At 70.8% G+C, this 24,586-nt stretch carries 22 protein-coding genes and 2 pseudogenes; 15 read left to right on the top strand and 9 right to left on the bottom strand.

Going from position 1 to position 24,586, the window contains the following annotated elements; all coding sequences use genetic code 11:
• Positions 1–2 precede the first annotated feature (2 nt).
• Together ACIQTP_RS12145 and dnaK are read right to left on the bottom strand one after the other, a co-directional pair.
• Positions 3–521, bottom strand: coding sequence for a nucleotide exchange factor GrpE (locus ACIQTP_RS12145; RefSeq protein ID WP_402046986.1), 519 nt, complete (start codon positions 519–521; stop codon positions 3–5).
• Between the two features lie 9 nt (positions 522–530).
• A complete protein-coding gene (gene dnaK / locus ACIQTP_RS12140) occupies positions 531–2,441 on the bottom strand; it encodes a molecular chaperone DnaK (protein WP_403398920.1) in 1,911 nt (636 codons plus the stop codon).
• A 283-nt stretch (positions 2,442–2,724) separates the two neighbouring features.
• Between dnaK and ACIQTP_RS12135 the strand changes: the two genes are divergently transcribed.
• Complete coding sequence (locus ACIQTP_RS12135; protein ID WP_403398917.1) at positions 2,725–4,506, top strand: PucR family transcriptional regulator; 1,782 nt, start codon at positions 2,725–2,727, stop codon at positions 4,504–4,506.
• A gap of 18 nt (positions 4,507–4,524) precedes the next feature.
• On the opposite strand, the gene ACIQTP_RS12130 is transcribed toward ACIQTP_RS12135, so the two are convergent.
• Entirely contained in the window at positions 4,525–5,145 is a 621-nt protein-coding gene (locus ACIQTP_RS12130) for an L-threonylcarbamoyladenylate synthase (protein ID WP_402046977.1), read from the bottom strand.
• A gap of 244 nt (positions 5,146–5,389) precedes the next feature.
• Here ACIQTP_RS12130 and ACIQTP_RS12125 point away from each other — a divergent pair, with 244 nt between their 5' ends.
• The 4 genes from ACIQTP_RS12125 (at position 5,390) to ACIQTP_RS12110 (ending at position 9,078) form a co-directional block, all read left to right on the top strand.
• Positions 5,390–5,629 carry a hypothetical protein gene (locus ACIQTP_RS12125; RefSeq protein WP_402046974.1) on the top strand — a complete coding sequence of 80 codons (240 nt, stop codon included), beginning with the start codon at positions 5,390–5,392 and terminating at the stop codon, positions 5,627–5,629.
• Entirely contained in the window at positions 5,629–6,006 is a 378-nt protein-coding gene (locus ACIQTP_RS12120; protein ID WP_403398913.1) for a toxin Doc, read from the top strand. Before ACIQTP_RS12125 ends, ACIQTP_RS12120 begins: the two co-directional genes overlap by 1 nt.
• 386 nt (positions 6,007–6,392) lie before the next feature.
• Positions 6,393–7,427 carry a zinc-dependent alcohol dehydrogenase family protein gene (locus tag ACIQTP_RS12115; protein ID WP_403398910.1) on the top strand — a complete coding sequence of 345 codons (1,035 nt, stop codon included), beginning with the start codon at positions 6,393–6,395 and terminating at the stop codon, positions 7,425–7,427.
• Between the two features lie 607 nt (positions 7,428–8,034).
• The gene (locus tag ACIQTP_RS12110; protein ID WP_403398907.1) at positions 8,035–9,078 is read left to right on the top strand and encodes an NAD(P)-dependent alcohol dehydrogenase; all 1,044 of its coding nucleotides are present in this window, start codon (positions 8,035–8,037) and stop codon (positions 9,076–9,078) included.
• A 222-nt stretch (positions 9,079–9,300) separates the two neighbouring features.
• On the opposite strand, the gene gndA is transcribed toward ACIQTP_RS12110, so the two are convergent.
• Together gndA and ACIQTP_RS12100 are read right to left on the bottom strand one after the other, a co-directional pair.
• On the bottom strand, positions 9,301–10,740 hold the full coding sequence (gndA, locus tag ACIQTP_RS12105) for an NADP-dependent phosphogluconate dehydrogenase (protein ID WP_403398904.1): 1,440 nt from the start codon (positions 10,738–10,740) through the stop codon (positions 9,301–9,303).
• A 317-nt stretch (positions 10,741–11,057) separates the two neighbouring features.
• A complete protein-coding gene (locus ACIQTP_RS12100) occupies positions 11,058–12,053 on the bottom strand; it encodes a methylenetetrahydrofolate reductase (RefSeq protein WP_403398901.1) in 996 nt (331 codons plus the stop codon).
• A 33-nt stretch (positions 12,054–12,086) separates the two neighbouring features.
• On the opposite strand from ACIQTP_RS12100, the pseudogene ACIQTP_RS12095 reads away from it, so the two are divergent.
• The 4 genes and pseudogenes from ACIQTP_RS12095 to ACIQTP_RS12080 form a co-directional block, all read left to right on the top strand.
• Positions 12,087–12,296: pseudogene (locus ACIQTP_RS12095) on the top strand (hypothetical protein); the annotation flags it as partial.
• 397 nt (positions 12,297–12,693) lie between these two features.
• The gene (locus tag ACIQTP_RS12090; RefSeq protein WP_403398898.1) at positions 12,694–12,981 is read left to right on the top strand and encodes a substrate-binding domain-containing protein; all 288 of its coding nucleotides are present in this window, start codon (positions 12,694–12,696) and stop codon (positions 12,979–12,981) included.
• A 262-nt stretch (positions 12,982–13,243) separates the two neighbouring features.
• Entirely contained in the window at positions 13,244–14,209 is a 966-nt protein-coding gene (locus ACIQTP_RS12085) for an LLM class F420-dependent oxidoreductase (RefSeq protein WP_403398895.1), read from the top strand.
• A gap of 75 nt (positions 14,210–14,284) precedes the next feature.
• A complete protein-coding gene (locus tag ACIQTP_RS12080; RefSeq protein WP_403398892.1) occupies positions 14,285–14,719 on the top strand; it encodes a hypothetical protein in 435 nt (144 codons plus the stop codon).
• 31 nt (positions 14,720–14,750) lie between these two features.
• On the opposite strand, the gene ACIQTP_RS12075 is transcribed toward ACIQTP_RS12080, so the two are convergent.
• Both ACIQTP_RS12075 and ACIQTP_RS12070 read right to left on the bottom strand, forming a co-directional pair.
• Complete coding sequence (locus tag ACIQTP_RS12075; RefSeq protein ID WP_403398890.1) at positions 14,751–15,428, bottom strand: low affinity iron permease family protein; 678 nt, start codon at positions 15,426–15,428, stop codon at positions 14,751–14,753.
• 68 nt (positions 15,429–15,496) lie between these two features.
• A complete protein-coding gene (locus tag ACIQTP_RS12070) occupies positions 15,497–15,670 on the bottom strand; it encodes a CsbD family protein (RefSeq protein ID WP_403399118.1) in 174 nt (57 codons plus the stop codon).
• A gap of 900 nt (positions 15,671–16,570) precedes the next feature.
• Here ACIQTP_RS12070 and ACIQTP_RS12065 point away from each other — a divergent pair.
• The 4 genes from ACIQTP_RS12065 (at position 16,571) to ACIQTP_RS12050 (ending at position 19,393) form a co-directional block, all read left to right on the top strand.
• A complete protein-coding gene (locus ACIQTP_RS12065; protein ID WP_403398888.1) occupies positions 16,571–17,851 on the top strand; it encodes an MFS transporter in 1,281 nt (426 codons plus the stop codon).
• A 116-nt stretch (positions 17,852–17,967) separates the two neighbouring features.
• Positions 17,968–18,093 carry a hypothetical protein gene (locus tag ACIQTP_RS12060; protein ID WP_403398886.1) on the top strand — a complete coding sequence of 42 codons (126 nt, stop codon included), beginning with the start codon at positions 17,968–17,970 and terminating at the stop codon, positions 18,091–18,093.
• A gap of 53 nt (positions 18,094–18,146) precedes the next feature.
• Positions 18,147–18,746 carry a hypothetical protein gene (locus ACIQTP_RS12055; protein WP_403398884.1) on the top strand — a complete coding sequence of 200 codons (600 nt, stop codon included), beginning with the start codon at positions 18,147–18,149 and terminating at the stop codon, positions 18,744–18,746.
• Positions 18,743–19,393, top strand: coding sequence for a cytochrome P450 (locus ACIQTP_RS12050; RefSeq protein ID WP_403398882.1), 651 nt, complete (start codon positions 18,743–18,745; stop codon positions 19,391–19,393). The genes ACIQTP_RS12055 and ACIQTP_RS12050 overlap by 4 nt, the downstream gene beginning before the upstream one ends.
• A gap of 80 nt (positions 19,394–19,473) precedes the next feature.
• On the opposite strand, the gene ACIQTP_RS12045 is transcribed toward ACIQTP_RS12050, so the two are convergent.
• Complete coding sequence (locus ACIQTP_RS12045) at positions 19,474–20,160, bottom strand: hypothetical protein (RefSeq protein WP_403398880.1); 687 nt, start codon at positions 20,158–20,160, stop codon at positions 19,474–19,476.
• Between the two features lie 132 nt (positions 20,161–20,292).
• Here ACIQTP_RS12045 and ACIQTP_RS12040 point away from each other — a divergent pair.
• A pseudogene (locus tag ACIQTP_RS12040) lies at positions 20,293–20,607 on the top strand (AAA family ATPase); the annotation flags it as partial.
• Between the two features lie 180 nt (positions 20,608–20,787).
• Here the strand turns inward: ACIQTP_RS12040 and ACIQTP_RS12035 are convergent.
• Positions 20,788–21,702: an endonuclease/exonuclease/phosphatase family protein gene (locus tag ACIQTP_RS12035; RefSeq protein WP_403398878.1), complete on the bottom strand. Its 915-nt coding sequence runs from the start codon at positions 21,700–21,702 to the stop codon at positions 20,788–20,790.
• 551 nt (positions 21,703–22,253) lie between these two features.
• Here ACIQTP_RS12035 and ACIQTP_RS12030 point away from each other — a divergent pair.
• Entirely contained in the window at positions 22,254–24,524 is a 2,271-nt protein-coding gene (locus tag ACIQTP_RS12030) for a M4 family metallopeptidase (RefSeq protein ID WP_403398876.1), read from the top strand.
• Positions 24,525–24,586: the final 62 nt, after the last annotated feature.

The following is a 24,586-nucleotide window of genomic DNA, read 5'->3' as shown; positions in this document are numbered from 1 at the left end:
CGTCACTCCTGCCGCTTGCTGACCATGACGAAGGCGGGGCGCAACTGCTTCCCGTCCGCCCCGTAGCCCGGGCTCACGACCTGGGCCACGGTGTTCGGCTCGGCGTCGGGGGCGTCCACGACGCCGACGACCTCGTGCCGGGTCGGATCGAAGGGCACCCCGGTCTCCTCGTACCGGGGATACCCGAGGCCGCGCAGTACCTCGACCGCCTGGTCGCGTACGGCTTCGACGCCCTTCAGCACGGCGGAGGGGTCGGAGTCGGAGTGGGCCAGCGCCCGTTCCAGGTTGTCGAGGACGGGCAGCCAGGCCGCCGCGGTGCGGGCGCGCTCCTCGGCCCGCACGCGTTCGAGTTCCTTCGCGTGACGCTTACGGAGGTTGTCCAGGTCGGCGAGCGCGCGGCGCCAGCGGTCGCGCAGCTCGTCGAGGGCGGCGGCCTGTTCGTCCGCCTCCGGCACGTGCGGGGACGCGGGGGTCTCGCCCGGCTGCTCCGGGGGCGTCATCGGCTCCTGCTCGGTGGCCATGACCGCTCCTCAGCTCTTGTCGAATTCCGCGTCGATCACGTCGTCGCTCGATGCTGCCGAGGCGCTCGCGCTGTCCTCCGTCCCGGTTGCCGTTCCGGCGCCGGCCTGGGCCTGTGCGGCCGCGCCCGCCTGGTACTGGGCGAGCGATGCCAGCACCTGTTGGAGCTCGGAGGTCAGCGGCCTGGCCTTGTCCGGGGACGCCTCCTGCTGGACCGCCTCACGGGCGTCGGCGACGAGCATGTCCGCCCGGGCCCGCTCGTGCGAGGGCACCGCGTCGCCCAGCTCGTTCAGTTGGCGCTCCACCTGGTAGGCCACGGCGTCCAGTTCGTTGCGGGCGTCCACGGCGTCGCGCAGCGCCTGGTCCTCGCCGCGGTGCTGCTCGGCCTCCTGGACCATCCGCTCGACCTCGCCCTTGTCGAGGTTGGAGCCCTCGCTGATGGTGATGGTCTGTTCCTTGCCGGTGTCCTTGTCCCGTGCTGTGACGTTCAGGATCCCGTTGGCGTCGATGTCGAAGATGACCTCGACCTGCGGCTCGCCGCGCGGTGCCGGGCGGATGTCCTTCAGCTGGAAGCGGCCGAGTACCCGGTTGTCGGCGGCCATCTCGCGCTCGCCCTGCAGGACGACGACGTCCACGGCCTCCTGGTTGTCCTCTGCGGTGGAGAAGGTCTCCGAGCGGCGGACCGGGATCGTGGTGTTCCGGTCGATGATCTTCGTCATCACACCGCCGCGGGTCTCCACGCCCAGCGACAGCGGCGTCACGTCGAGCAGGAGGACGTCCTTGACCTCTCCCTTGAGCACGCCCGCCTGGATCGCCGCGCCCAGCGCCACGACCTCGTCGGGGTTGACGCTCATGTTCGGGTCCTTGCCGCCGGTGAGCCGGCGGACCAGGTTCTGCACGGCCGGGATGCGTGTCGAGCCGCCCACGAGTATGACCTCGTCGATGTCGTTCGCGCTGGCCTTGGCGTCGGCCATCGCCTGCTTGACCGGTTCCATGGTCCGCTCGACCAGGTCGGCGGTGATCTTGTCGAACGTGGACCGCATGATCGTCTCGGTCAGGTGCTTGGGGCCGGTGGCGTCCGCGGTGATGAACGGCAGGCTGACCTGCGTCTGCGTCACCGAGCTCAGCTCCGTCTTGGCCTTCTCCGCGGCTTCGAACAGCCGTTGCAGCGCCTGCGGGTCCTTGCGCAGGTCGATCCCGTTCTCCTTCTGGAAGCCGTCCGCGAGCAGGTCGACGAGACGACGGTCGAAGTCGTCGCCGCCGAGGTGGCTGTCGCCCGCCGTCGAGCGCACTTCCACGACCCCGTCACCGACGTCCAGGATGCTCACGTCGAAGGTGCCGCCACCGAGGTCGAAGACGAGCACCGTCTCGTGCTGCTTCTTCTCCATGCCGTACGCCAGCGCCGCCGCCGTCGGCTCGTTGATGATCCGCAGTACTTCGAGCCCCGCGATGCGCCCCGCGTCCTTGGTCGCCTGGCGCTGGGCGTCGTTGAAGTACGCGGGCACGGTGATGACGGCCTCGGTGACCTTCTCGCCCAGCTGCTTGCCGGCGTCGTCGGCGAGTTTGCGCAGCACCAGCGCGCTGATCTCCTCAGGCGCGTACAGCTTGTCGCGTACCTTGAAGCGCGCGACTCCGCCCTCGCCCTCGACGACGTCGTACGCCACCGCCTTGGCCTCGTCGGATATCTCGTCGAAGTGCCGGCCGATGAACCGCTTGGCCGAGTAGATGGTGCCCTTGGGATTGAGGATCGCCTGGCGCCTGGCGAGCTGACCCACCAGCCGTTCGCCGCTGTCGGTGAAGGCGACGATGGAGGGCGTGGTGCGCGAGCCCTCGGCATTGGGTATGACGGTCGCTTCACCGCCCTCCCACACGGCGATCACCGAGTTGGTGGTGCCCAGGTCGATTCCGACTGCCTTGCCCATGAGGAACTCCTTCGCCTGCCGCTCCCGGTGTCCGCCCGTCTCCGGTGGCGGCGGTTGTCTTCAGGTGAGGTCGCGTGTCCGCGGGCGTCAGCGGGCGGACACGGGTCGTTGGGTTCCGTCCTTGCCAGGGTGTTACGGGACGAAGGACGACGCCTGCTCCCGGCGGGGCGAAATTCGGCCCCTCCTCTCCCCCTGGGAGTGCAGGAGGCCACGCGGCACGCGCCACCCCCACGGGTGCCCGGCGCAAGAAGCGGTGAAAGGGAGCGAAAGCTAGTATTGCGGTATGTCTGGCACGGCCGACGACGCGACCGGTGCGGCGCACCGGAGCATCGCCCCACGCGGCCTCGGCAGCCGGGCGCCGACCACCGCCCTGACCGGCTGGGGACGCAAGCAGTCGGCGAGCCTGTACGACGTGTTCGTGCTGGCCGTGACCATGCTCGACGGCCGTCCGGTGGACGAGATCCTCCAGTTGGCCATGGACGAGGTGCCACGTCTCCTCGACTGCCGGCCCGAGGGCTGCTCCATGCTCAGGGACGGCCGCTTCGAGCTCGAGGCCACGCCGAGCACGCGAACCCTTGGCGGCCGGGCACCGCGCGAGCTGACCGACCCGGTCGAACAGCTGACCGCACTGGGAGGGGAGGACGGCGCCGTCCACTTCCGGGAGGGCGGCTGGGGCTGGGCGGCGGGCCTACGCAGCTCCGGCGGGCTGCTCGGCTACCTGCTGGTCAGCACCGGGAAACCGCCTCCCGACGAGGACCGCTTCCTCGTCTACGCCCTTGCTCAGCTGACCGGCGCCGCGCTCTACAACGCCGAAGCCCGCCGCCGCGACCGCGAGTACGCCCGTCAGCTGTTCCGCGCGATCGAGGAGCGGGACGCGGTCAACGAACGACTCACCGCGCTGGTGGCGGAGCTGGAGGAGCAGCGCACCGTGCACGACGTCCTCGCCCGGACCTCCGTCACCGACGAGGGGGAGCACGGCATCGCCGCCGCCGTGTACGAGCTGACCGGCCTCGCCACCCGTGTCGAGGACCGCTTCGGAAACCTCCTGGCCCGGGCGGGGCCGGTCCCGCCCGTGGCCGACACCAAGCCCGATCCGCTCCGGCGCGAGCAATTCATGTACGACGCGATGCGCGAGCTCGGTCCGATCCGCCACGAGGGACGCCTCATCGGACTGGCCCGCCACCACGGGGAGCCCCTCGGCAGCATCGAGATCATCGACCCCGACGGCACGGCGGGCGGGTCCGAAATATTCGCCCTCGAACACGCGTGCACGGCACTGTCCCTGGAACTGGCCCACCGCCGCAGCCTGGCGGAGGCCGAACTGCGCCTGCGCCGGGAACTCGTGGACGACCTGCTCACCGGCGCGGACGACGGCGGCTCGTACGCCAGGGCCGAGGCCGTCGGCCACGACCTGCGCGGACCGCACCACGTCACGGTCGCACAGTGGCGGGCAACGGCCGCGGACGACCGCTTCCTGGGAGCGGTGGGACGTGCCGCGCAGGGACTGGGCCTGCGGTCGCTGCTGGCCCGCCGAGGGGACATGGCGGTGCTCGTGGTCCGGGGCGAGCCGCGCGACTCGGGTCTGTACAAGGCCCTCGCCGACGAAGTGGGCTCCCCGTACGGCGCGGTGGGCATCGGCAGCCTGTGCGAGGCGGTGGCGGACATCCCGCGCTCCTTCGACCAGGCCGTCCGCGCGCTCGCCGTACGCCGCCAGTCCGACCCCGCGGACGGCACCACGACCTGCGAGGAACTCGGCCTCTACCGCATCCTGGCCCGGGACAAGGACGCGGGGGACGTCACCGACTTCGTCCGCGAATGGCTCGGCGCGCTCCTCGACTACGACGACGCCCACGGCACCGACCTGGTGCACACCCTCACCCGGTACTTCGACCACGGCGGCAACTACGACGAGACGGCGCGGGCCCTCGCCGTGCACCGCAGCACGCTCCGCTACCGTTTGCAGCGCATCAGGGAGGTCAGCGGCCGCCGGCTCGACGAGGTGGACAGCCGCTTCAACCTCCAGGTCGCCACCCGGATCTGGAAGGTCAGCGGCCCCGCGTTCTGACCGGCCGGTTCGCCCCGCTCACTCGAACCGGGAGGGATCGCCCGCTCCTCGTCGTACGATCTCGGGCTCGCCCTGCGAGAAGTCGATGACGGTGGTCGGCTCGACGCCGCAGTCGCCGGAGTCGAGGACCGCGTCCACCACGTGGTCGAGTTCCTCCTTGATCTCCCAGCCCTGGGTCAGCGGCTTCTCCTGATCGGGGAGGAGGAGAGTGCTCGACAGCAGGGGCTCGCCGAGCTCGGCGAGGAGCGCCCGGGCGACGACATGGTCGGGAATCCGGACGCCGACCGTCTTCTTCTTCGGGTGCAGCAGCCTGCGCGGTGCCTCCTTCGTCGCCGGGAGGATGAAGGTGTAACTACCCGGCGTCGACGCCTTGATCGCACGGAACACCGCGTTGTCCAGGCGTACGAACTGGGCCAGCTGCGCGAAGTCCTGGCACATCAGGGTGAAGTGGTGCCGGTCGTCCAGCCGGCGGATCGAGCGGATCCGGTCGAGTCCGTCCCGGTTGCCCAACTGAGCCCCGAGGGCGAAGCAGGAGTCGGTCGGATAGGCGACGAGCCCTCCGCCGCGGATGATCTCCGCCACCTGGCTGAGAGTGCGCTGCTGGGGGTTCTCGGGGTGCACGTCGAAGTACTTGGCCATGCGCCGAGCTTAGATCGGCGGCGTCGATGACCTGTCGATGCGCCCCATGGCCATTCGGTCAGGCGGTGAGGCACCGGCACGGCCGGTGACCGGCTGTACTCGCCGGACGGCGTCCATGAGGAGGTCCAGCACGCCGACGCCCGTCCGGCTGCCTCAGGAGAACCTCGCGGCCCCGGACCGGCTCGGCGCGGGCGGCCGGTCCTGAGGCCTCGCGCCCCAGGTACCAAGCAGGTACCATCCGTGTATGCCATCACTGAACGTGACCTTCACGGAAGAGGAGCTCGAGGGAGTGCGCGCGGCCGCCGCGGCCGACGGCAAGAGCCTCAAGCAGTATCTGCACGACCTCGGTGTCCGGGAGATGCAGCGCAGGCAGTTCGTCGCCGGCGCCAACGCCTGGGCCGACCGGCTGCGCGGCGAGTTCGACGACGCGTTCCCCGACGAGGTGCCGCCCGCCGAGCGCCGGGACGGATCCGCGGCCGCCTGATGCACCTGACCATCGATGTCGCCTGGCTGCTCGACGTCCAGGAGGCCGCCCTCGCCCGCGAGGACATGTCGGTGTCGGACTACTCCGCGCTCGTCGCGGCCATCGCCCGGCACAAGACCAAGCTGCCCACGCTCGCCGCGGCCGACCCGGACGCGGCCTGGCGAGCCGCCGCGCTGATGCACACCATCGTGTGCCTGGAGCCGCTGCCGCACCGCAACAGCCTGTTCGCCGCGTTCGTCGCCGCCCAGTACATGGACCAGTCGGGCGAGGGCATCGACCCGCCCTACGGAGCCCTGTCCGACCTCGTCCGCAAGATCCGCGACACCCGCGTCGGCGTCCCCACCGTCGCCGACCAGCTCCGCTCCTGGAAGGTCTGACCCCGCCGACATCTACGGGTGCGGTACCTCGGAGGAGATCGTCGGGCGCGCGCCGAAGAAGTGCACGCGCCGTGCGGACGTCGTCCTGGCGCTCATCACGGACTTCGGGCGAATGCGGGAAGAGCAGCGCAGCCGGCCGCGTGTCCCGGCCACCTGTGTGTCGCCCAACTGCGCGGTCTCTTCTCGAGGTGGAAGTCCTGTCGACGCAGGTGGGCGCGAGAGTGCGGGCCCCGATACCGGGACCCATACTTTTTGAGTGGCCGGAATATCCCTTCGAGCGAAGGGGGCAGTCGCCTGAATTCCCGGTTGTTCCGAGCTGGACGCGGCGCTGTCGCCGCTCTTGACGCTCTGCGAGCAAGTAAAGGACGACTCGATCGGAAAGACTCATGCGAGCAACTCTGATTTACGGTGCCGGTGACGTGCGCGTGGAGGAGGTTCCCGACCCGAAGATCCAGCAGCCCTCGGACGCCGTCGTACGCGTGCTGCGTGCGTGCATCTGCGGCAGCGACCTGTGGCCGTACGGTTCGCGTCCGCCCACCGAGGTCGGCGACCGCATCGGCCACGAGTTCCTGGGCGTCGTCGAGGACACCGGCGCGGAGGTGTCCGGGCTGAAGACCGGAGACGTGGTGGTGGCCCCCTTCGTCTGGTCGGACAACACGTGCGACTTCTGTCGCGAGGGCCTGCACACCTCGTGCCGGCACGGCGGCTTCTGGGCCACGGAAGGAGTGGACGGGGGCCAGGGCGAGGCGGTGCGGGTACCGCATGCCCAGGGCACGCTGGTGAAGCTGCCCGTCGGCGAGGACTCCGCCCTGCTGCCGTCGCTGCTGACCCTGTCGGACGTGTTCTGCACCGGCTACCACTGCGCGGTCACGGCGGGCGTCACCCCGCGTACGACCGTGACCGTGGTCGGTGACGGAGCGGTCGGGCTGTCGGCGGTGTTGTCCGCCAAGCGGCTCGGCGCCGAGCGGATCATCCTGATGGGGCGGCACAAGGACCGCACCGATCTCGGCCGCGACTTCGGTGCCACCGACATCGTCGCCGAACGCGGCGAGGAGGGCGTCGAGCGCGTGCGCGAGCTGACCGGCGGCGACGGTACGCACACGGTGCTGGAGTGTGTCGGTACGCTGCCCGCGCTGGAGATGGCGCTGGGCGTGGTGCGCGCGGGCGGCACGATCAGCCGGGTGGGCGCCCCGCAGTACGACCAGGCGCCACTGGGCTTCCAGGAGTTCATGAACAACATCACCCTCACCGGCGGTGTGGCTCCGGCCCGCGCCTACATCGAGGAACTCCTCCCCGACATCCTCGAGGGGAAGATCGAACCCGGGCGCGTCTTCGACCGCACGGTGAGCGTCGACGGCGTACCCGACGGCTATCGCGCGATGGCCGACCGGGAGGCACTGAAGGTACTCGTCCAGCCCTGAACACGGAGCTGACCGCCCCGCCGTTCGAGGCGGTCCCGGGCTCCCGGACGCGCCGGGGCGGGCCCCGCACCGCCGCTCCCGCGGTGCCGCTCACTGGTCGTGAGCGCCGGTCTGGCGCCCCCGTGACCTGTGCGGCAGCCCCGTGGGGGGCCCTGCCGCACCCCTGAACACCGCTCCCCTGAACATCACGGTCTGCCGAGATGCGGGCCGGGCGAGCAGGCTGGATGCTCGTTGAAGATCCCATTTCCCGGGAGCGTCCCATGTCCGTCCCCGTCACTCTGGTCCGGCGACCTGTCGGCGCTGCGGTGTCCTCGGGGGCCCTCTCCGACGGGATCGGCGCGCGTCAGGCGTACGCGGCCGGGTGCGCTGTTCATCGCCGCCTCCGCGGCCTGCCGACGCGCGCCCACCCTGGGAGTTCCGAAGCCGATGGCGTCGAGAAGGACGTCACGCCGACGGCGAGATCAACAGCGAGGTCGACGCCTCCTACCGCAACAAGTACGGCCGCTAATGCGACTGGTGCCACGCGGCGGAGCGGACGCCTGGTCGGACATCGGCGGCCACCCTGCTGCCGGCCACCCCATCAACTTCACCCCCCACTGGAGAACCGGTGCTTACCGTCCCCGCATACGCCGCCACTTCGGCGACCGAACCGCTCGCGCCGACCACCGTCGAGCGCCGTGACGTCGGCCCGCACGACGTCCTCATCGACATCAAGTACTGCGGCATCTGCCACTCCGACATCCACAACGTCCGCAGCGAGTGGGGCCCGGCGACCTACCCCCTGGTCCCCGGCCACGAGATCGCCGGCATCGTCACCCAGGTCGGCTCCGAGGTCACCCGGCATGCCGTGGGCGACCGGGTCGGCGTCGGCTGCATGGTCAACTCCTGCCGTGAGTGCGTGCCCTGCCTGCGGGGCGAGGAGCAGTACTGCCTCAAGGGCAACACCCTCACCTACGGCTCGATCGACGCCGACGGCACGCTGACCCAGGGCGGCTACTCCACCCACGTCGTGGTCAACGACGACTTCGTCGTCACCGTCCCCGAGGGCCTCGGCCTCGACGAGGCCGCCCCGCTGCTGTGCGCGGGCATCACCACGTACGCCCCGCTGCGCCGCTGGGGCGCGGGCCCCGGCAAGAAGGTCGCCGTCATCGGCCTCGGCGGACTCGGCCACATGGCCGTCAAGATCGCACACGCGATGGGCGCCGAGGTCACCGTGCTGTCGCAGTCGCTGAAGAAGATGGACGACGGCCTGCGGCTGGGCGCCGACCACTACTACGCCACCAGCGACCCCACCACCTTCGAGCAGCTCGCCGGTACCTTCGACGTCATCCTCAACACGGTCAGCGCCAAGCTCGACCTCGACACCTACCTCGGCCTGCTCGCCGTGGGCGGCGTGATGGTCAACGTCGGCGCACCCGCGGAGCCGCTGTCGCTGAACGTGTTCTCGCTGATCATGCAGGGCCGCGTGTACGCGGGGTCGCTGATCGGCGGCATACGCGAGACGCAGGAGATGCTCGACTTCTGCGCCGGGCACCGCATCGGCGCCGAGGTCGAGATCATCCCCGCCGAGAAGATCAACGAGGCGTACGAGCGGGTCCTGGCTTCGGACGTGCGCTATCGCTTCGTGATCGACACCGCGACCCTGGCCTGACCCACCGCGGCACCGACCGCCCGAGACCGCCCCGTACGAGGCGCGCCCCCCGAGCCCTCGTACGAGGTGTTGCCGGTGTTGCCGCACCGCGCGAGGTCACCCGCGAGGCGAGCCTCCTGATCGCCGCGGCACGCTGCCGACGACGACCCTGGTCAGCCTGTTGCTGAGGCCCACCCCACCGACGTGACCCGCGCGTTGCGTCGTGCGCGGCCCGAGCCCCTGTCAGGCGGTGGTTTCGGGGCGGTCGGGCTGCGACCAGTGGGTGTGGAAGGAGCCCTCACGGTCGGTGCGCCGATAGGTGTGGGCGCCGAAGTAGTCGCGCTGCCCCTGGAGGAGGGCGGCGGGCAGGCGGTCGGCGCGCAGGGTGTCGTAGTGCGCGAGCGCGGCGGAGAACGCGGGGACGGGGATGCCACGCCGGGCGGCGGAGGCGACGATCTCCCGCCAGGGCACCTGGGCGTCGCTGATCTCCTGGGCGAAACCGTCCTCGGCGAGCAGGCTGACGAGGTCGGGGTCGGTGGCGTAGGCGGCGCGGATACGGTCGAGGAAGGAGGCGCGGATGATGCAGCCGCCGCGCCAGATGCGGGCGACCGCGCCGAGGTCGATCTTCCAGCCGTACTCGGCGGCGGCGTCCTGGATCATCTTCCAGCCCTGGTCGTAGGCGATGACCTTCGAGGCGTACAGGGCGTGTTCGACCTGGGCGGTGAAGCGCGCGGCCTCGGTGTGGCTGAGCGGGGGAGTGGTGCCGCCGGGCAGCCCTCGGTAGGCGGCACGCAGGTCGCTCTGGCCGGAGGCTGCGCGGGCGAAGGTGGCCTGGGCGATGGCGGTGACCGGGGAGGCCAGGTCGAGGGCGGTCTGCACGGTCCAGCGGCCGGTGCCCTTCTGCCCGGCGGCGTCGTCGACGATGTCGACGAACGCGCCACCGGTGTGCGGGTCGGTGTGGGCGAGGACCTCGGCGGTGATCTCGACCAGATAGGAGCCGAGGCGGCCCTCGTTCCAGGTGCGGAAGACGTCGGCGATCTCGGCGGGGCTGTATCCGGCGACCTGGCGCAGCAGGTCGTAGGCCTCGGCGATGAGCTGCATGTCGGCGTATTCGATGCCGTTGTGGACCATCTTGACGAAGTGTCCGGCGCCGTCGGTGCCGATGTGCGTGGCGCACGGTTCGCCGTCGACCTTGGCGCTGATGCTCTCGAACATCGGACCGAGGACAGCGTACGACTCGGCCGAGCCGCCGGGCATGATACTCGGCCCGTTGAGGGCGCCCTCCTCGCCGCCGGAGATGCCGGCGCCGACGAAGTGCAGGCCGCGTTCGCGCAGCGCGGCCTCGCGGCGGCGGGTGTCGGCGAAGTGGGCGTTGCCGCCGTCGATGATCATGTCGCCGTTTTCCAGGAGCGGGGCGAACTCGTCGATGACGGCGTCGGTGGCCGCGCCCGCCTGCACCATGATCATGAGGCGGCGGGGGCGGGCGAGCGCGGCGACGAACTCCTCGGCCGTCTCGGCCGGGACGAAGGAGCCCTCGTGGCCGAACTCCTCCACCAGCGCGCGGGTGCGGCCGGCGGAGCGGTTGTGGACGGCGACGGTGTAACCGTTCCGGGCGAAGTTACGGGCCAGGTTGCGGCCCATCACTCCGAGGCCGGTGACGCCGATGGAAGCGGATGCGTTCATGAGGCTGCCTGTTCTTCGAATGTCGGCCATGTCAGGGGCGGGGCGACCCCATGACCATGGGTACGGGCCCACGGCCCGGTCTTCTCGATGTCGCGGCGGCCAATCTTGATCAGGTTCCCGGAGGCCGTCGTCGAGACGCGGGCCACGCTGCCGCGACCCGCACGGCGTGGGCGCCCTTGATGGTGACGCCCTCCGCGTCGAGCAGTTCGACGACACCGCTGGGGGCGCGGGGCCGCAGGCCGACTCCCCGCGGGCCGGCAGACCGGCGCTCGCCGTGGTCGGTCCGTCCACGTCCTTGCCGACGGGGGTACGGTCGATCAGCGCGGCGGAGCCGAGCCTCCTGCGCGACCCGCTGCGGCAACGTCCGCGGAAGAGCGCGCCGCCCTGTGGAATGTCGGAGTACTGGTCGAGCGGGACGATGTTCGCACCGTGACCGCGTCACGGCAGATCTCCGTGTCGCGGAATTCGGCGACCCACTCGGAGGTGGCCTTCAGCCCGCCGAACGTGTAGAAGTGCAGCTTGAGTTCGCCGTGCCGGCGTGCGTCGTAGTCCTTGGCCAGGGCCCGGATGAAGCGGTCGGGCCCGACTGTGCCCATGAGGTTGGTGAGCGAGAAGCCGTACTTCTTGGCGATGGACGTACTGGTGCCGACGCCGAAGCGGGCCGCGTAGGTCATCAGCCGTCGGATCCCGGCGGGCCCGGGCACACCGATCCGGACGGGCAGGTCGATGCCCCGGGCCCGTACCGCCTCGACCCAGGCCAGGACGGCGTCGACGTCGAAACCGAACTGGGTGATGACGGCGCCGGGCAGTCCGTGCTCCTCAAGGGCGGCGCTCTTGTGCTCCATCGCCGACCAGAGCACCGGATCCGCGATCGCGGGGTGCCCCTCGGGGTAGCCGCTCACACCGACGTGCCGCACGCCGTGCTTCTGCAGCAGTCCGGACCGGATCAGGGCCAGCGCGTCGTCGTACGGGCCCTGCGGCTCGGCGGGGTCGCCGCCCACGACGAAGACGTTGTCGGCGAGACCGTCCGCCTCCAGCGCGGCGAGGAACTCCTGCAGCGCCGCCCGCGACGGCAGCCGACGGGCCGATATGTGCGGTACGGGGACGAAGCCGAGTCGTTTGACCACCCGCGCGGCGGCCAGCCGCATGTCGAGGTCCTCGTTGCCGAGGAAGGTCACGTTGATCCGCGTGCCCTGAGGGATGGTGCCGCGGGCCTCCTCGAGCTTCGGGACGTCCTTGCCCGTCATCTCGAGGGAGAAGTCATCCAGCAAAGGGGCGACGGCCGACGCCGCTGCCGTGGAGACGGAATCCATGGTGCTCCTTGTTCACATCGTTCTCCGTGCCGCATGCGTTCTCCGGGAGGACGCGGGTGGGGGCGCGCGACAGTGTCGCAGGGGGAGTCGACTCTCCCTGTCACAGGGGGTGGATCACGCCATCACGTGCACCAAATCGATCGGGCTGGTCCGGGGCGGGTGACGTTGAACGACGTCGCCGCGGCGAGTGGAGTCTCGCGGGCGACCGTGAGCTTCGTGCCCAACGGCGATCCGAACCAGACGATCTCGCCGGCCACCCGAGAGCGTGTACGACAGGCCGGGCGCGACCTCGGCCATGTGCCGCACGGCATCGCGCGGGCGCTGCGCGAGGGCTCGTCCCGGATCGTCGTCCTCGACATCGACTGGGGTCTCGAAGGCAACTGCTCGCGCAGTTACATCCGGGGCCTCGATGAGGAACTCGCCGCCCACGACCACGTCCTGCTCGTCCGGCACGGGCACTGCGCGCCGCACTCGACGCGGCAGATCCTCGACACGATCACCCCACGTGCCGTGCTCCGGTTCGCCGAGGCCGCTCTGAGCGGCCACGAGCCCGACGCCGAGGACTGGAAGAACGGCTTCGCCCCGGCATGCCGCCCCGCAGATCCGCTACCTCGCCGAGTGCGGCCACACGGACATCGCCATGGTGCTGCCGGACAGCGACTCGGTGACGGCCGTCGCCGCGTTCGACGACGACGTCGCCCTGCGCACCCTGACCGCCCTGCACGACCTCGGTCTCACCGTGCCCGACGACATCGCCGTGATCGGCTTCGACGACACCGAGTACGGCGCCCTGACCACCCCCGCACTCACCACCGTCCACATCGACGCCGAAGCCCACGGACGACGGGCCGCACGCACCGCCCTCGGCCTCGGCACGACCCGCATCACCCGGTCCCCAGGACGGGTGCTCGTCCGCGACTCGGCCTGACCCGGCCCTGCCCGTGCTCGCCCGGGAGGCGGCACGCCTGGCCGCTGACCTGCTGACAGAGGTCCGGTCACGGGCCGACGGCGTGGTGGTGGTCTTCCGGGACGGCAAGGAAACCGCCGGACGACTGTGGTCCGGCGCCAGGCGTGCCTGAGGCGTGGGGGAACTCGGCGTCGGTGTGGCACGCCCCTCCGGTCGGCGCCCGCTCACCACCTGTGGCAGCGGTCGGATGTTTCGGATCATGGCTACGGGTAATGCGGAGGATATGGTGCAAATTGGCTACACGATGATGACCGAGCAGGCCGGCCCCCGCGACCTCGTAGAACACGTGGTCGAGGCGGAGCGGGCCGGCTTCGACTTCTCCGTCACGTCCGACCACTACTTCCCCTGGTTGGAGTCGCAGGGGCACGCCCCCTACGCGTGGAGCGTGCTCGGCGCCGCCGCCCAGGCGACGGCGCGGATACCGCTCATGACGTACGTGACCTGTCCGACGACCCGCTATCACCCCGCCGTCGTCGCGCAGAAGGCGGCGACCCTTCAACTGCTCTCGGAGGGCCGGTTCCGGCTCGGTCTCGGCTCGGGCGAGAACCTCAACGAGCATGTGGTGGGCGGTGGTTGGCCCTCTCCGCAGATCCGTCTGGAGATGCTCGAAGAAGCCGTGGAGATCATCCGCGAGCTCTTCGGGGGAGGCAATGTCCATCACCAGGGCGCGCACTTCGAGGTGGCGAACGCCCGGCTGTGGGACCTGCCGGACGAACCGCCCCCGATCGGGGTGGCCGTATCCGGGAAGCGATCCTGTTCCCTGGCCGGCCGGCTCGCGGACCTCGTCATCGCCACCGAGCCCGAACCGGAACTCATCGAGGCGTTCGACCGAAGTGGTGGCCGGGGCAAACCGCGCGTCGGCCAGCTGCCCGTCTCCTACGACCCGGACCGGGAGGCCGCGGTCGCCCGTGCGCACGAACAGTTCCGCTGGGCCCTCGGCGGCTGGCCCGTCAACGCCGAACTGCCGGGCCCCTCGGGCTTCGAGGGCGCCACTCAGTACGTCACGCCGGAGGACACCGCGGGGGCCATCCCGTGCGGCGACGACGTCGACACCTTCGTGGAGGCGGTCCGGCCCTACGTGGAGGCGGGCTTCACCGAGATCGCCCTGGTGCAGGTGGGCGGCGACCAGCAACTCCCGTTCATCGCCTGGGCCGAGAAGACGCTGCTGCCCGCCCTGCGCGAACTCTGACGACAGCGCGACCCGCACACGGTTCGGCCCCGCTCCGCCGGTGCCGGGCCCGACCAGGAGACGTGAGAGGACATCATGAACAGCTCGGCGCACCACACCGACACCGCGCGCGACACCTCGTCATCCCCCGGCCCGGCCGATCGGTCGGCCCCTTCCCAGGAGCTGGTGCAGGTCGTCCTGGACGCCTGCTCCGTCGCGGACGCGGACACCGTGCTGCGCGTCCTGGGTACGCGCTTCGCCGCGGAGAGCGGGGACGACATGCCACGGCACGACAGCGCCGCGACGTCCGACACCTGGACCGGAGCCTTCCTCGTCGGGCGGGAGGCGCGCGACGCCGCGCTCCCGTCCGACCTTTCCCTGGACGGTTCCGTCACCGTGGAGCTCCAAGGCGGTCCCGTGGCGGTGGACCGGCTGCGGCAGACCCTCACGTCCGCCTTCGGCGTCCAGGTGTCCGGGTCCGCCTCCGGCGACCAGGAGATCGATCTGAGGCTCCTGCTGACGCACGCGTAAGCCCGCGGGGAACCGGGGAGCGAGTCGCCCCTCAGATCTCGTCCTCCATCCGGATCACGTTCCTGAGCTCCTCGTGCGCCTTTCCGGGTTCACCTTCCTGCGCTTCGAGCAGAGCGGCGGCGATGGCGTCCAACTTGCGCTGAATCGCTCGCTCGGCCCGGAGTTCCGAATTCTTGAGCAGCGCGAGGAGGAGCAGCGTCACCGCCGTCATGGAGTCGCCGGCGAGAAGGAGCCACGCCGTCGCGATTCCGGCGATGTGCACGGCGACGGTGAAGGAAACCAGCGCGAGACAGAAGACGAAGAAGGCCGGTGAACTGGTCAACGTCGAGACCGACTCCGCGAGTCGTTCGAACCTGCCGCGTCCGGCACCGCCGCGGTCGGCGGGATGCTGAAGAGTCATGTTCCTGCCTGAAGAGTCATGGTCCTGTGCGCCCTCCGTTGCGGGGTTCCGGCCGGACCCGGGCGGAGCTTCTGGCGCGTCGCGGACCCTCCTCGGTGGCGTGATCGCGCACGCCACCGAGATGAGCCACGCCACCGAGATGAGCCACGCCATCGAGATGAGGGGGTCGTCGCCGGCATTGATCCCGGGCCGCTGACCTCGCAGGGCGCCGATCACCGCGATAAAGCCAGGAGGCCGGAGCCGGTTCGTCACCGTGAGCGGACCGAGCGGCGCCGTCACGTCCGTCGGAGGGACGACGATGAGGACCATGCCCCAGGGCGCTGAAGACCTTGTCCGGGGCGCCGACGACCGTATCCGGGACGCCCGGGCCGTCGTCCTCAGCGCTTGGTCCGCTGGCGGATCTGACCCGCGGCCCTTTCGGTCAACTCCTGGGCCTTTCCGCGCAGCTGTTCGCCGCGGCCCGTCCTCTGCATGGACTTGTCGCCCAGGGCTTTGCCGAGGGTCTCCCTCATCTTGCCCCTGAGCTGCTTCGTTCTGGCATTGCCCTTCATCATCACAGTCGCTTTCCTCGAGGCCGCCGACGAGTGGGTGCGGCGACATGTCTTTCTTCACCGTGTGGCCAGGAGGTGGACACCGCAAACCGGCATACGCGATTTCACCGTTCGAGTCCGCATGGGTCGGTTCGCCACGGAAGACCTCAACCCGGTGCCCTCACGTACCGGCGAACGACTTCCGGCAGGTGATCCACGTGCCGGCCGAGCCCGGTCCCCTGTGCCGCGGATCGCACGCTCGTCAGCCGGTCCGGCGTCCGTCGGCTGCGGGACGGTCACGAACACGGACCACGATACGGATTCCGGGCCACCGCCCGGACGAGGACAACGGCTCGGCCGTCGGCTCATGCTGACGCGTCGGAAGCCGGCGGCCGGCCCCCACCGACGCCTCCGTTGCGCACACCGTCCCGTGCGACGGCCTGGTGGGATCCGGCGGACCTCTTGCACGGTCCGGCTGTTGCTGATGTCATATTCAGCCGCAGGACAGTGGCATTGGCTGATTGCGCTTTCGGGCGATCCGAAAGTTTCGGCTACCGTGTGGCTGCACAGATGTTGATGCCTAAACAAGGCCTGCGTCGATGCCTCTTTCCCGGTCTCGGTCGTGTCGATTCATCCCGCATGCCCGTTTCCCGACTCGCCCTCGTTCCGAGCGGAGTTCGTGTGACCCGACATCGCGCCATGGCATGGACGAGCAGTCCTCTCTCCGCCGGTCCTGGTGGCGAGGCGGCCCACATCGCCCCGTAGGCGCAGCCGGTGTCGAGCGGACCGCTGCCGGCGCGTCACGCCGCGGACGGCGGGTGGCCCGCCGGCTCGATGATTGTCGTGCACCTGCCCGCCTGAGGGTCCCTTCGAGCCCGCCGGGCGTTCCCCATCACAGCTGAGTGAAAGCCCCCATACTCCGTGACCATGCAACTGTACGAGGGCCGACCGGCCGGACGGCATGCCGCCGTACCTCCAGGGAGCCTGCTCCGCCGGGTCTACGCACCGCGGGCCTTCGACGCACTCGCCTTCTCCATGTCGACGTACGCCATGCCGCTCCTGGTGCTGGCCACGACCGAATCCGCCTCGCTGACCGGGCTGGCCTTCGCGCTTGAATGGATACCGCGGGTGGCGGCCTTCGGCCTCGCCGGTGACCTGGTCGACCGGCGCGGCGCCGCCATCGTGTTCTTCCTCGCCTCCTCGGCGCGCGCGGTTCTCGTGGCCGGCGGGAGCGTCGCGCTGACCATGCTGGAACGGGGGACGGCGCAGACACTCGTCGTGATGGCGCTGGCCGCCGCGACGGGCACCCTGACGCAGTTCAGCTTCATCGCCAACGAAGCCGTGGGCGCGATCGTGAGCCGCCGTTCGGACACCCAGGCACACAAGGTTCAGGCCGTCCTGATCGGCATCGACCAGACGGCGACGCTCACCGGGCCCGCGCTCGGCGGCGTCCTGCTGCTGGCGGGGCCGACCCAGATGCTCGCCGTTCTGAGCCTGCTGTCGTGCCTGGCGGCAGCCCTCGCCCTGCAGACCCCGCCGACCCCCCTACGCGGCTCCCAGCCCGGCACCACACAGCGGGGAGCGGGCCTCAAGACGGGCTGGCGGACGCTGCGTTCGCTGCCCGCGCTCGGCTGGCTGGTGGGCGGTCTGACCGTCTCCAACCTCGCGCTCGGGCTGCTCCAGTCCGCCAGCCCGATCATCGTCGTCGAGCGCTTCGGTCTGTCCCCCGCGGCCGTCGGCACCCTCTGGTCGGCAGCCGCGGCCTCCACGCTCCTGACGGTCACCGTCTGCCGCTTCGCGCTCAACCGGCTGGGCCTGTGGGGAGTCGGCGTGGTGTGCTCGACCGTCGCGTCCGCGGCCTGTCTCGCCCTGGCCCACGCGCCCACGTACACCGCGTACGTCGTCCTCATGGCGCTGTTCATGGCGGGCGACGGCGGCCTGACCGTCGTCCTGCGCACCTTGCGCTCCCTGCTCATCCCGGCCGCGGTCTTCGGCAGCACCCTCTCCCTGACCATCCTGCTTCTGCTGCTGCCCTTCCCGCTCGCGGGCATCGTGGTCGCCCTCACCTCGCCGTGGGCCCTCGGCTACGTCATCGCGGTGTGCGCCGCGTTGCAGGCCGTCGCCCTCGGTCTCGCCTTCCTGCGCCTGCGGACCGACCCGGTCCTGCGCACCCCGGGCAAACCAGCGCAGGTCACGGCCTGAACCAAGGGATGCCCCGCGGCGGTCCGTTCGTGCGGCCCGAAGTGGGGTCTGCCACCGGTTCGCAGCCACTGAAGGGCCACGAGCCGGGTGCGGAGAGCGTCGAAGGGCTGCGAACGGTGGAATCCCACTTGGAGGACGGCGGATCCATGGACCTGGACGACACACCGTTGGAGGCGACGACCGCGCAGCCACTGCTGACCCGGGACTACGAGACGCGCCCGCGCTCGTCCACGAGCGGCTGAGGCAGCGGCACGGCCCGGTCGCGCCGGTCGATCTGCTGGGCGTACCCGCGTGGTTGGTACTGGGGTACCGCGAGTCGCTCCAAGTCCTCCAGGACGACGACGCGTGGCCGAAGGGGCTGGAGAACTGGCGGGCCCGGTCGCAGGGCAGGGTTCCCGCGGACTGGCCGCTCGGACCCTCTCTGGAGGTGAACCACGTGCTGATCCAGGGCGGCCCCGGCTACCAGCCGCTGCGGACGGCGTGGGACGCGGCGCTCAAGCCCTTCCAGGACCCGCGCCATCCGCAGACCAAGCGGCTGAAAGCGGTCGTCACCGCCCATGCCGACGAGCTGATCGCCCTGTTGGGACAGGTCGGCCGCACACGCGTGGCCGACCTGTCGGCGCAGTTCGCGCGACCGCTGCCGCTGATGGTGGCAAGCCATCTGCTCGGCTTCCCCGCCTCACAGGGCGGCGACGCGCTGATGGACATGTGGCGGGTGCTCGACGCGGGGCCGGACGCGGAACCCGCCCTGGAACGCCTGCTGGAGACCCTGGTGGAGCTGGCGGCGGCCCAGCGGACGCGGCCGGGCGACGACTCCCCTCCTATCTGCCGGCCGCCCACCCCGACCTCTCCCTCGACGCGCTCGCCCGTGAGCTGTTCATGCTGCTCGGCATGACGTCCGACCACGTCGGCATCCTGATTTCCGACACCGTGGTCGAGGTCCTCGCCGGGGAGGGCGGCGCGCGGGCAAATCTGTCCGCCGGGATGGTCAGGGAGACCATGAACCGGGTCGTCATGCGCAAACCGCCGCTGGTGAACTTCGTACCGAGGTTCGCGGCGAAGGACACTCCCCTCGGCAACTACACGATCCGCGAAGGCGATCCGGTCTGGGTGTCCTCCGCCGCCGCGCACGCCGATCCCGTCTTCGCCGACCACGCGGTGGCCGACACGACGATCAGCACCCGGGCGCACCTCGCGTGGGGCGCGGGCCGGCGCCAGTGCCCGGCACGCGAGCTGGCGTCGACGGTCGCGGCGGCGGGGGTGAGCCGCTTGTTCGAGCGCTTCTCCCACCTGGAACTCGCGCTCCCCGTGGACCAACCGCCCTGGCGCTCCTCCCCGTTCATGCGCGGCCTGCGATCGCTGCCCGTACGGTACGAACTCGCCCAGCCGGTCGCCCCGTTGGCGCCGGAAGGACGGGAACGGGCCGGAAGGACCGGAGTCCGACACCTCCGACCTCCGACACCTCCGACACGCCCGACGTGTCCGGGACGGTGGCGGCGGACCAGGCCGTCCAGCGCCGCTCGTCGCTCTGGCACTATCTGACGGGCCTGATACGGACGGGCCGTTGAGCCCTCGTCGCCCGCACCGCCCCCGACGCCCCGGACGGTCGGACGGCCACCGGATCACACGAGGAAGGGCAGGTTCACGATCAGGGCGATGTACGCGATGGCTCCGATCACGATGAGCAGCGTGAACACGACGTAGTGGACCTGACGCCACGGCATGCGCACCCCGGGGAAACGCCGGTACAGCTGGGACCAGTCCAGACGACCGTGGTCCTTGAAGGCCAACCCCAGTTGCCGCCACAACTCCTCGAGCCCCTCAGGGTTCCACAGCCGGGTGTCGATCACGAGGGGCTTGCCGGTCTTCGAGGTGATGAGGATCCGGCCGGTGTGCACACCGTCCAGCGGCAGCCGCACCGTGTGCAGCCCCGTGAGGGAGGACACCGGTACGTCGAGGACCCGACGGTTCCACAGGTTCCGTACCGTCAGAACGCCGTCCTCCAGCCGGATACCGGCGTTCGCCCAGCGCAGGCCGCTCAGCGCGCCGATCCACAGCAGCGGGACGGCGAACGCCAACACCCCGATCACCAGACCCGCCGCGCCCGATCCCGCTGAGGTGCCACGCCCCTTGGCCATCATCAGGCCCATGCGCAGCGCGCCGATGAGGATGAGGGGCGCACCCTTGAGGAGCGGGCCCTTGATCGTCCTGTTGTCGGGCCTGACCGAGACCCACGCGAGATCCGTGTCGTCGTCCTGCGACAGATCGGAGAGCGGGGCGTCGCCCGGACCCGGTGGCCGTACCGTCATGGGGTTGTCCTCCTTCTGCGCCGTGCCGCGGGCTCCCGCGCGCGGACAGGCGAGGAGCGGGCAAAGCGGTGGAGGACGATGCTGGCACAAACCGGCGCCGTGCACATCGGTGGAACTACGTAGTCCCCGCCCGTGCGTTGTCAGCGCCCGACCTCAGGGTTGGGCCGAAGACGGAGAGCGACGCACGGGGCGCACACCACGCCGAGGGGGGACGCGAACGTGGCACAACTGGTCGGCAGGACCTCGGAACTGGCCCGTCTCGACGCCGTGATCCACGGCCCGGGGCAGCCCGGGGCGCCGACAGCCGCCGACATCGCCGGGGAACCCGGCATCGGCAAGAGCCGGTTGCCGGGGGAAGTGTGCGCCCGGGCGCGGCAGGCCGGGTTCACCGTGCTGCGCGGCAGAGCCACGGAGTACGAGCGGCACATCCCGTTGCAGGCGTTCACCGACGCCTTCGCCCACGCCGCCTGCCCGAACAGGAGTCCATCCGGGCGCTCGCCGCCGATCTCCCCCGGACCAGGCCAGGAAGCTGTACGCCGCCGGCGAGGGCAACCCCCTCTGTCTGCTCTCCCTGGAATTCGAGATCGCCGAGCTGGTGGCGGAGCACGGCGGGCTGAACGGGCGGGGTCACAGGGGCAGTTCCAGCACGAGTGGGCGATGGTCCGAGATCCCCGTCGCGGGCGTGCGCGCTCCGCCGGCCGGGGCAACGCCGACGCCGGTCGCGAGCACATGGTCGAACTGCACGACCGGGCGGTGCGCGGGATAGGTCGGGGTGCGGGCCAGATCGGACCAGCCTCGGGGCGACGGCGGGGTACGGGTCTTTCCGGGAGCGTTCAGCACGACCCTGGGCAGGGCGCCGATCAGGTTGAAGTCGCCCAGCAGCACATGAGGCGGGGGCAGGTCGGCGATCCAGTCGCGGACGGCGAGCAGCTGTCCGACGTTCCAGCCCGGTACGAACGACAGATGCACCGCCACCGCCGTGAACGGACCGCCCGGCCCCTCCAGTACGGCGGCCAGCGCCGCGCGCGGCTGGTCCCGAACCAGGGTGAGCCCGGGCCGCCCGGCATTCCGCAAGGGCATACCGAGGGGCGCCGGGGCCAACCGCCGGGCCCGCCACTCCCGTACGGGAAACCGGGACAGCAACGCGATCCCGTGCGAGGGGACGTCCGTGGCCGAGCCCACGTCCTGCGGGCCGTACACCCGCAGCCCCGGCTCGGCCGGGTCGAGGACCCATCCGCGGTCCGCCGTGGAACGGGCGTGGAACGCGCTCGCGTAGCGCCAGTGCCTCAGCCCCGCCGCGTCGGCGGCGACCGACGCCTGGTCGACTCCGCCCGAGCGCTCCTGGAGGCGGTCCAGTTCCTGCAACGCCAGGACATCGGCGGCCAGGGACAGGACGGCTCGGGCGAGCGGTCCCTCGGCCGGGTCCGTGGCGGGGGAGAGGGGCTGTCCGTTCGGCAGCGGACGGCCGTGCAGCACATTGAACGTCGCGAGCCGCACCGGTCGACGGCGCGTGCCCTGGTCCCGCTGATCTCGCTGATTCATCGTCAGGCCAGTGTCCCCGTACCGTCCAGTCCATGTCCTGGCGCCGCCCGCACGCGGCCCGGCGGACCACCTGATCGTCCGTAGTTCGTCTTCCTGCCAGGGACGGGTGCCGGGGCCTGGCACCGGACCGTACGTGACCGGGTCCTGCTCACCCGCCTCGGCGGCACGCTCCTCGCTCACCCGGTGCCGGCGCCGCACGAACGCGCCGTTCGCAACCCGCACCACCCGCACCACCCGTGTCACCCGCACCGTCCGGCACCGGCCGAAAAGCGCCCTGAGCCGGGGTGAACATCCAGCAATCAATAGCCAATTTCAGCCGTTGCTTTGTCATCTCCATGACAAGGCGGCATATGCGATGCCAGTCTGCTCTTGAACGTTCACCGTTCCTTCACACCCCCCACCTGTCGCGCGCCGCCGAGTTCCGACACACCCCTCGTGGGTCACCTCGTGCAGCGCCCTTCCCTGCTCAGCGCGTTGCCAGCCGGCCGCCCCCTGCCGGCCCGCTCTCTCGGCCTCGACCACGGGCCGATCGTCGCCAGAAGGAGAAGCCCTTGCTCCCGCCCCACCGCACCTCGCACCGACGCAGATACACCGCGGCGTTGGCGCTCACCGCCGCCGGCACGCTGCTCGCCGCCGGATTCCACACCGGCGTCGCGTCCGCGGCCCCCCGCGACCGCGGCCACGCGAAGATCGTCGCCACCCCCCGGGCCGGCGCGGCCCCGGCGAAGCTCTCGCCCGCCGCGCACGCCGCGCTGCTCAAGAGCGCGACCGCCGCGGTCGCCACCACCGCGAAGATCCTCGACCTCGGCTCCAAGGAGAAGCTGATCGTCAAGGACGTCGCGAAGGACGCCGACGGCACCACGCACACCCGCTACGAGCGCACCTACGCCGGACTGCCCGTCCTCGGCGGCGACCTCGTCGTACACGTCAAGAACGGTCTCTCCACCGTGTCCGAGGCGAGCGAGGCCGACCTCAAGGTGCCGACCACCACCGCCCGCGTCACGTCTGCCACCGCCGCCCGCAAGGCGCTCGCGGTCGCGAAGAAGGCCGACGCCACGCGTCCCGCGGTCCACGGCGCTCCCCGGCTCGTCGTCTGGGCCGCCGGAGCCGAGCCGGTGCTGGCCTGGGAGTCGGTGGTCGGCGGCACCCAGGACGACGGCACGCCGAGCGAGCTCCATGTCATCACCGACGCCACCTCGGGCAAGGCCCTGTTCGACTTCCAGGCGGTGCGCACCGGCACGGGCACGGGCCAGTACGCCGGATCGGTTCCGCTCAGCACCACGCCGTCCGACTCCACGTACCAACTGGTGGACGGCGACCGCGCGGGTCACCGCACCTACGACCTGAACCAGGGCACCTCCGGCACCGGCACCCTCTTCACGGATGACAACGATGTCTGGGGAGACGGCACCCAGAGCAACCGGCAGACGGCCGGCGTGGACGTCGCCTTCGGTGCGGCGGCCACCTGGGACTACTACAAGGACGTCTTCGGCCGTGACGGCATCCGCAACGACGGCGTGGCCGCCTACAGCCGCGCGCACTACGGCAACGGCTACGTCAACGCCTTCTGGTCCGACAGCTGCTTCTGCATGACGTACGGGGACGGCGCGAGCAACGCGCACCCGCTGACCGCCCTGGACGTCGCCGCGCACGAGATGAGCCACGGCGTGACCGCCGCCACCGCGGGCCTCACCTACTCGGGCGAGTCCGGTGGCCTCAACGAGGCGACCTCGGACATCTTCGCCGCCGCGGTGGAGTTCCACGCCAACCTGCCCGCCGACGTCCCCGACTACCTGGTCGGCGAGAAGATCGACATCAACGGCAACGGCACCCCGCTGCGGTACATGGACAAGCCTTCCAAGGACGGCGCGTCCCGCGACAACTGGGACTCCTCGCTGGGCGGCCTCGACGTCCACTACTCCTCCGGACCGGCCAACCACTTCTTCTACCTGCTCTCCGAGGGCAGCGGCGCCAAGACCGTCAACGGGGTCTCGTACGACAGCCCGACCTACGACGGTGTCCCCGTGACCGGTATCGGCATCGAGAACGCCCAGCGGATCTGGTACCGGGCCCTGACCACCTACATGACCTCAAGCACCAACTACGCCGGAGCCCGCACCGCGACCCTCCAGGCTGCCGCCGACCTCTTCGGCGCGTACAGCGACACCTACCTCGCCGTCGCAGCCGCCTGGGCCGGGATCCATGTCGGCGACCGGATCGCGTTGGGTGTCAACGTGGCGCCCATCGACGACCAGACGAGCGGGGTCGGCCAGCAGGTCTCCCTCCAGACCAGCGCCTACACCACCAACTCCGGCGCCGGCCTGACCTATGCGGCCACCGGTCTGCCGGACGGCCTGACGATCAGCGACACCGGCCTGATCTCGGGAGTTCCCACCACCACCGGGTCCAGCGCCGTGACCCTCACGGTCACCAACAGCACGGGAGCGTCGGTCTCGGTGAGCTTCACCTGGCGGGTGGCGAACATCTACGCCAACAGCACGCGGGTGGACATCCCCGATGCCGGGGCCGCGGTCGAGTCACCCATCACCGTCACCGGCCGGACCGGCAACGCCTCGGCCACCACCCAGGTCTACGTCAAGATCATTCACACCTACCGCGGTGACCTGACGGTCTCCCTGGTGGGTCCCGACGGCACCGTCTACTCGCTGCTGAACCACAGCGGCGGCAGCGCCGACAACGTCGACCAGACCTTCACCGTCGACGCCTCCGCGCAACCCGTCAACGGCACCTGGAAACTGAGGGTCCAGGACACCGCCGCGATCGACGTCGGCTACATCCAGCAGTGGCAGCTCACCCCCTGACCTGTCCGCCCGCCGACCTCGTCCGCCCGGCCCGCCCCGTGCGGTCCGGGCGGACGAACCGT

The organism is Streptomyces sp. NPDC090798 (assembly GCF_044768965.1).
Taxonomy (GTDB): Bacteria; Actinomycetota; Actinomycetes; order Streptomycetales; family Streptomycetaceae; genus Streptomyces.
Note: the sequence above shows the minus strand (reverse complement) of the source record. Positions and strands in the feature narration are given on the sequence as shown.

Excerpts from the sequence above, each read along its gene's own strand:
- ACIQTP_RS12145 (WP_402046986.1), bottom strand. The coding sequence starts at position 521 with ATGGCCACCGAGCAGGAGCCGATGACGCCCCCGGAGCAGCCGGGCGAG.
- dnaK (WP_403398920.1), bottom strand. The coding sequence starts at position 2,441 with ATGGGCAAGGCAGTCGGAATCGACCTGGGCACCACCAACTCGGTGATC.
- ACIQTP_RS12135 (WP_403398917.1), top strand. The coding sequence starts at position 2,725 with ATGTCTGGCACGGCCGACGACGCGACCGGTGCGGCGCACCGGAGCATC.
- ACIQTP_RS12130 (WP_402046977.1), bottom strand. The coding sequence starts at position 5,145 with ATGGCCAAGTACTTCGACGTGCACCCCGAGAACCCCCAGCAGCGCACT.
- ACIQTP_RS12125 (WP_402046974.1), top strand. The coding sequence starts at position 5,390 with ATGCCATCACTGAACGTGACCTTCACGGAAGAGGAGCTCGAGGGAGTG.
- ACIQTP_RS12120 (WP_403398913.1), top strand. The coding sequence starts at position 5,629 with ATGCACCTGACCATCGATGTCGCCTGGCTGCTCGACGTCCAGGAGGCC.
- ACIQTP_RS12115 (WP_403398910.1), top strand. The coding sequence starts at position 6,393 with ATGCGAGCAACTCTGATTTACGGTGCCGGTGACGTGCGCGTGGAGGAG.
- gndA (WP_403398904.1), bottom strand. The coding sequence starts at position 10,740 with ATGAACGCATCCGCTTCCATCGGCGTCACCGGCCTCGGAGTGATGGGC.
- ACIQTP_RS12100 (WP_403398901.1), bottom strand. The coding sequence starts at position 12,053 with ATGGATTCCGTCTCCACGGCAGCGGCGTCGGCCGTCGCCCCTTTGCTG.
- ACIQTP_RS12090 (WP_403398898.1), top strand. The coding sequence starts at position 12,694 with ATGGTGCTGCCGGACAGCGACTCGGTGACGGCCGTCGCCGCGTTCGAC.
- ACIQTP_RS12085 (WP_403398895.1), top strand. The coding sequence starts at position 13,244 with ATGGTGCAAATTGGCTACACGATGATGACCGAGCAGGCCGGCCCCCGC.
- ACIQTP_RS12080 (WP_403398892.1), top strand. The coding sequence starts at position 14,285 with ATGAACAGCTCGGCGCACCACACCGACACCGCGCGCGACACCTCGTCA.
- ACIQTP_RS12075 (WP_403398890.1), bottom strand. The coding sequence starts at position 15,428 with ATGGTCCTCATCGTCGTCCCTCCGACGGACGTGACGGCGCCGCTCGGT.
- ACIQTP_RS12070 (WP_403399118.1), bottom strand. The coding sequence starts at position 15,670 with ATGAAGGGCAATGCCAGAACGAAGCAGCTCAGGGGCAAGATGAGGGAG.
- ACIQTP_RS12050 (WP_403398882.1), top strand. The coding sequence starts at position 18,743 with ATGACGTCCGACCACGTCGGCATCCTGATTTCCGACACCGTGGTCGAG.
- ACIQTP_RS12045 (WP_403398880.1), bottom strand. The coding sequence starts at position 20,160 with ATGACGGTACGGCCACCGGGTCCGGGCGACGCCCCGCTCTCCGATCTG.
- ACIQTP_RS12035 (WP_403398878.1), bottom strand. The coding sequence starts at position 21,702 with ATGAATCAGCGAGATCAGCGGGACCAGGGCACGCGCCGTCGACCGGTG.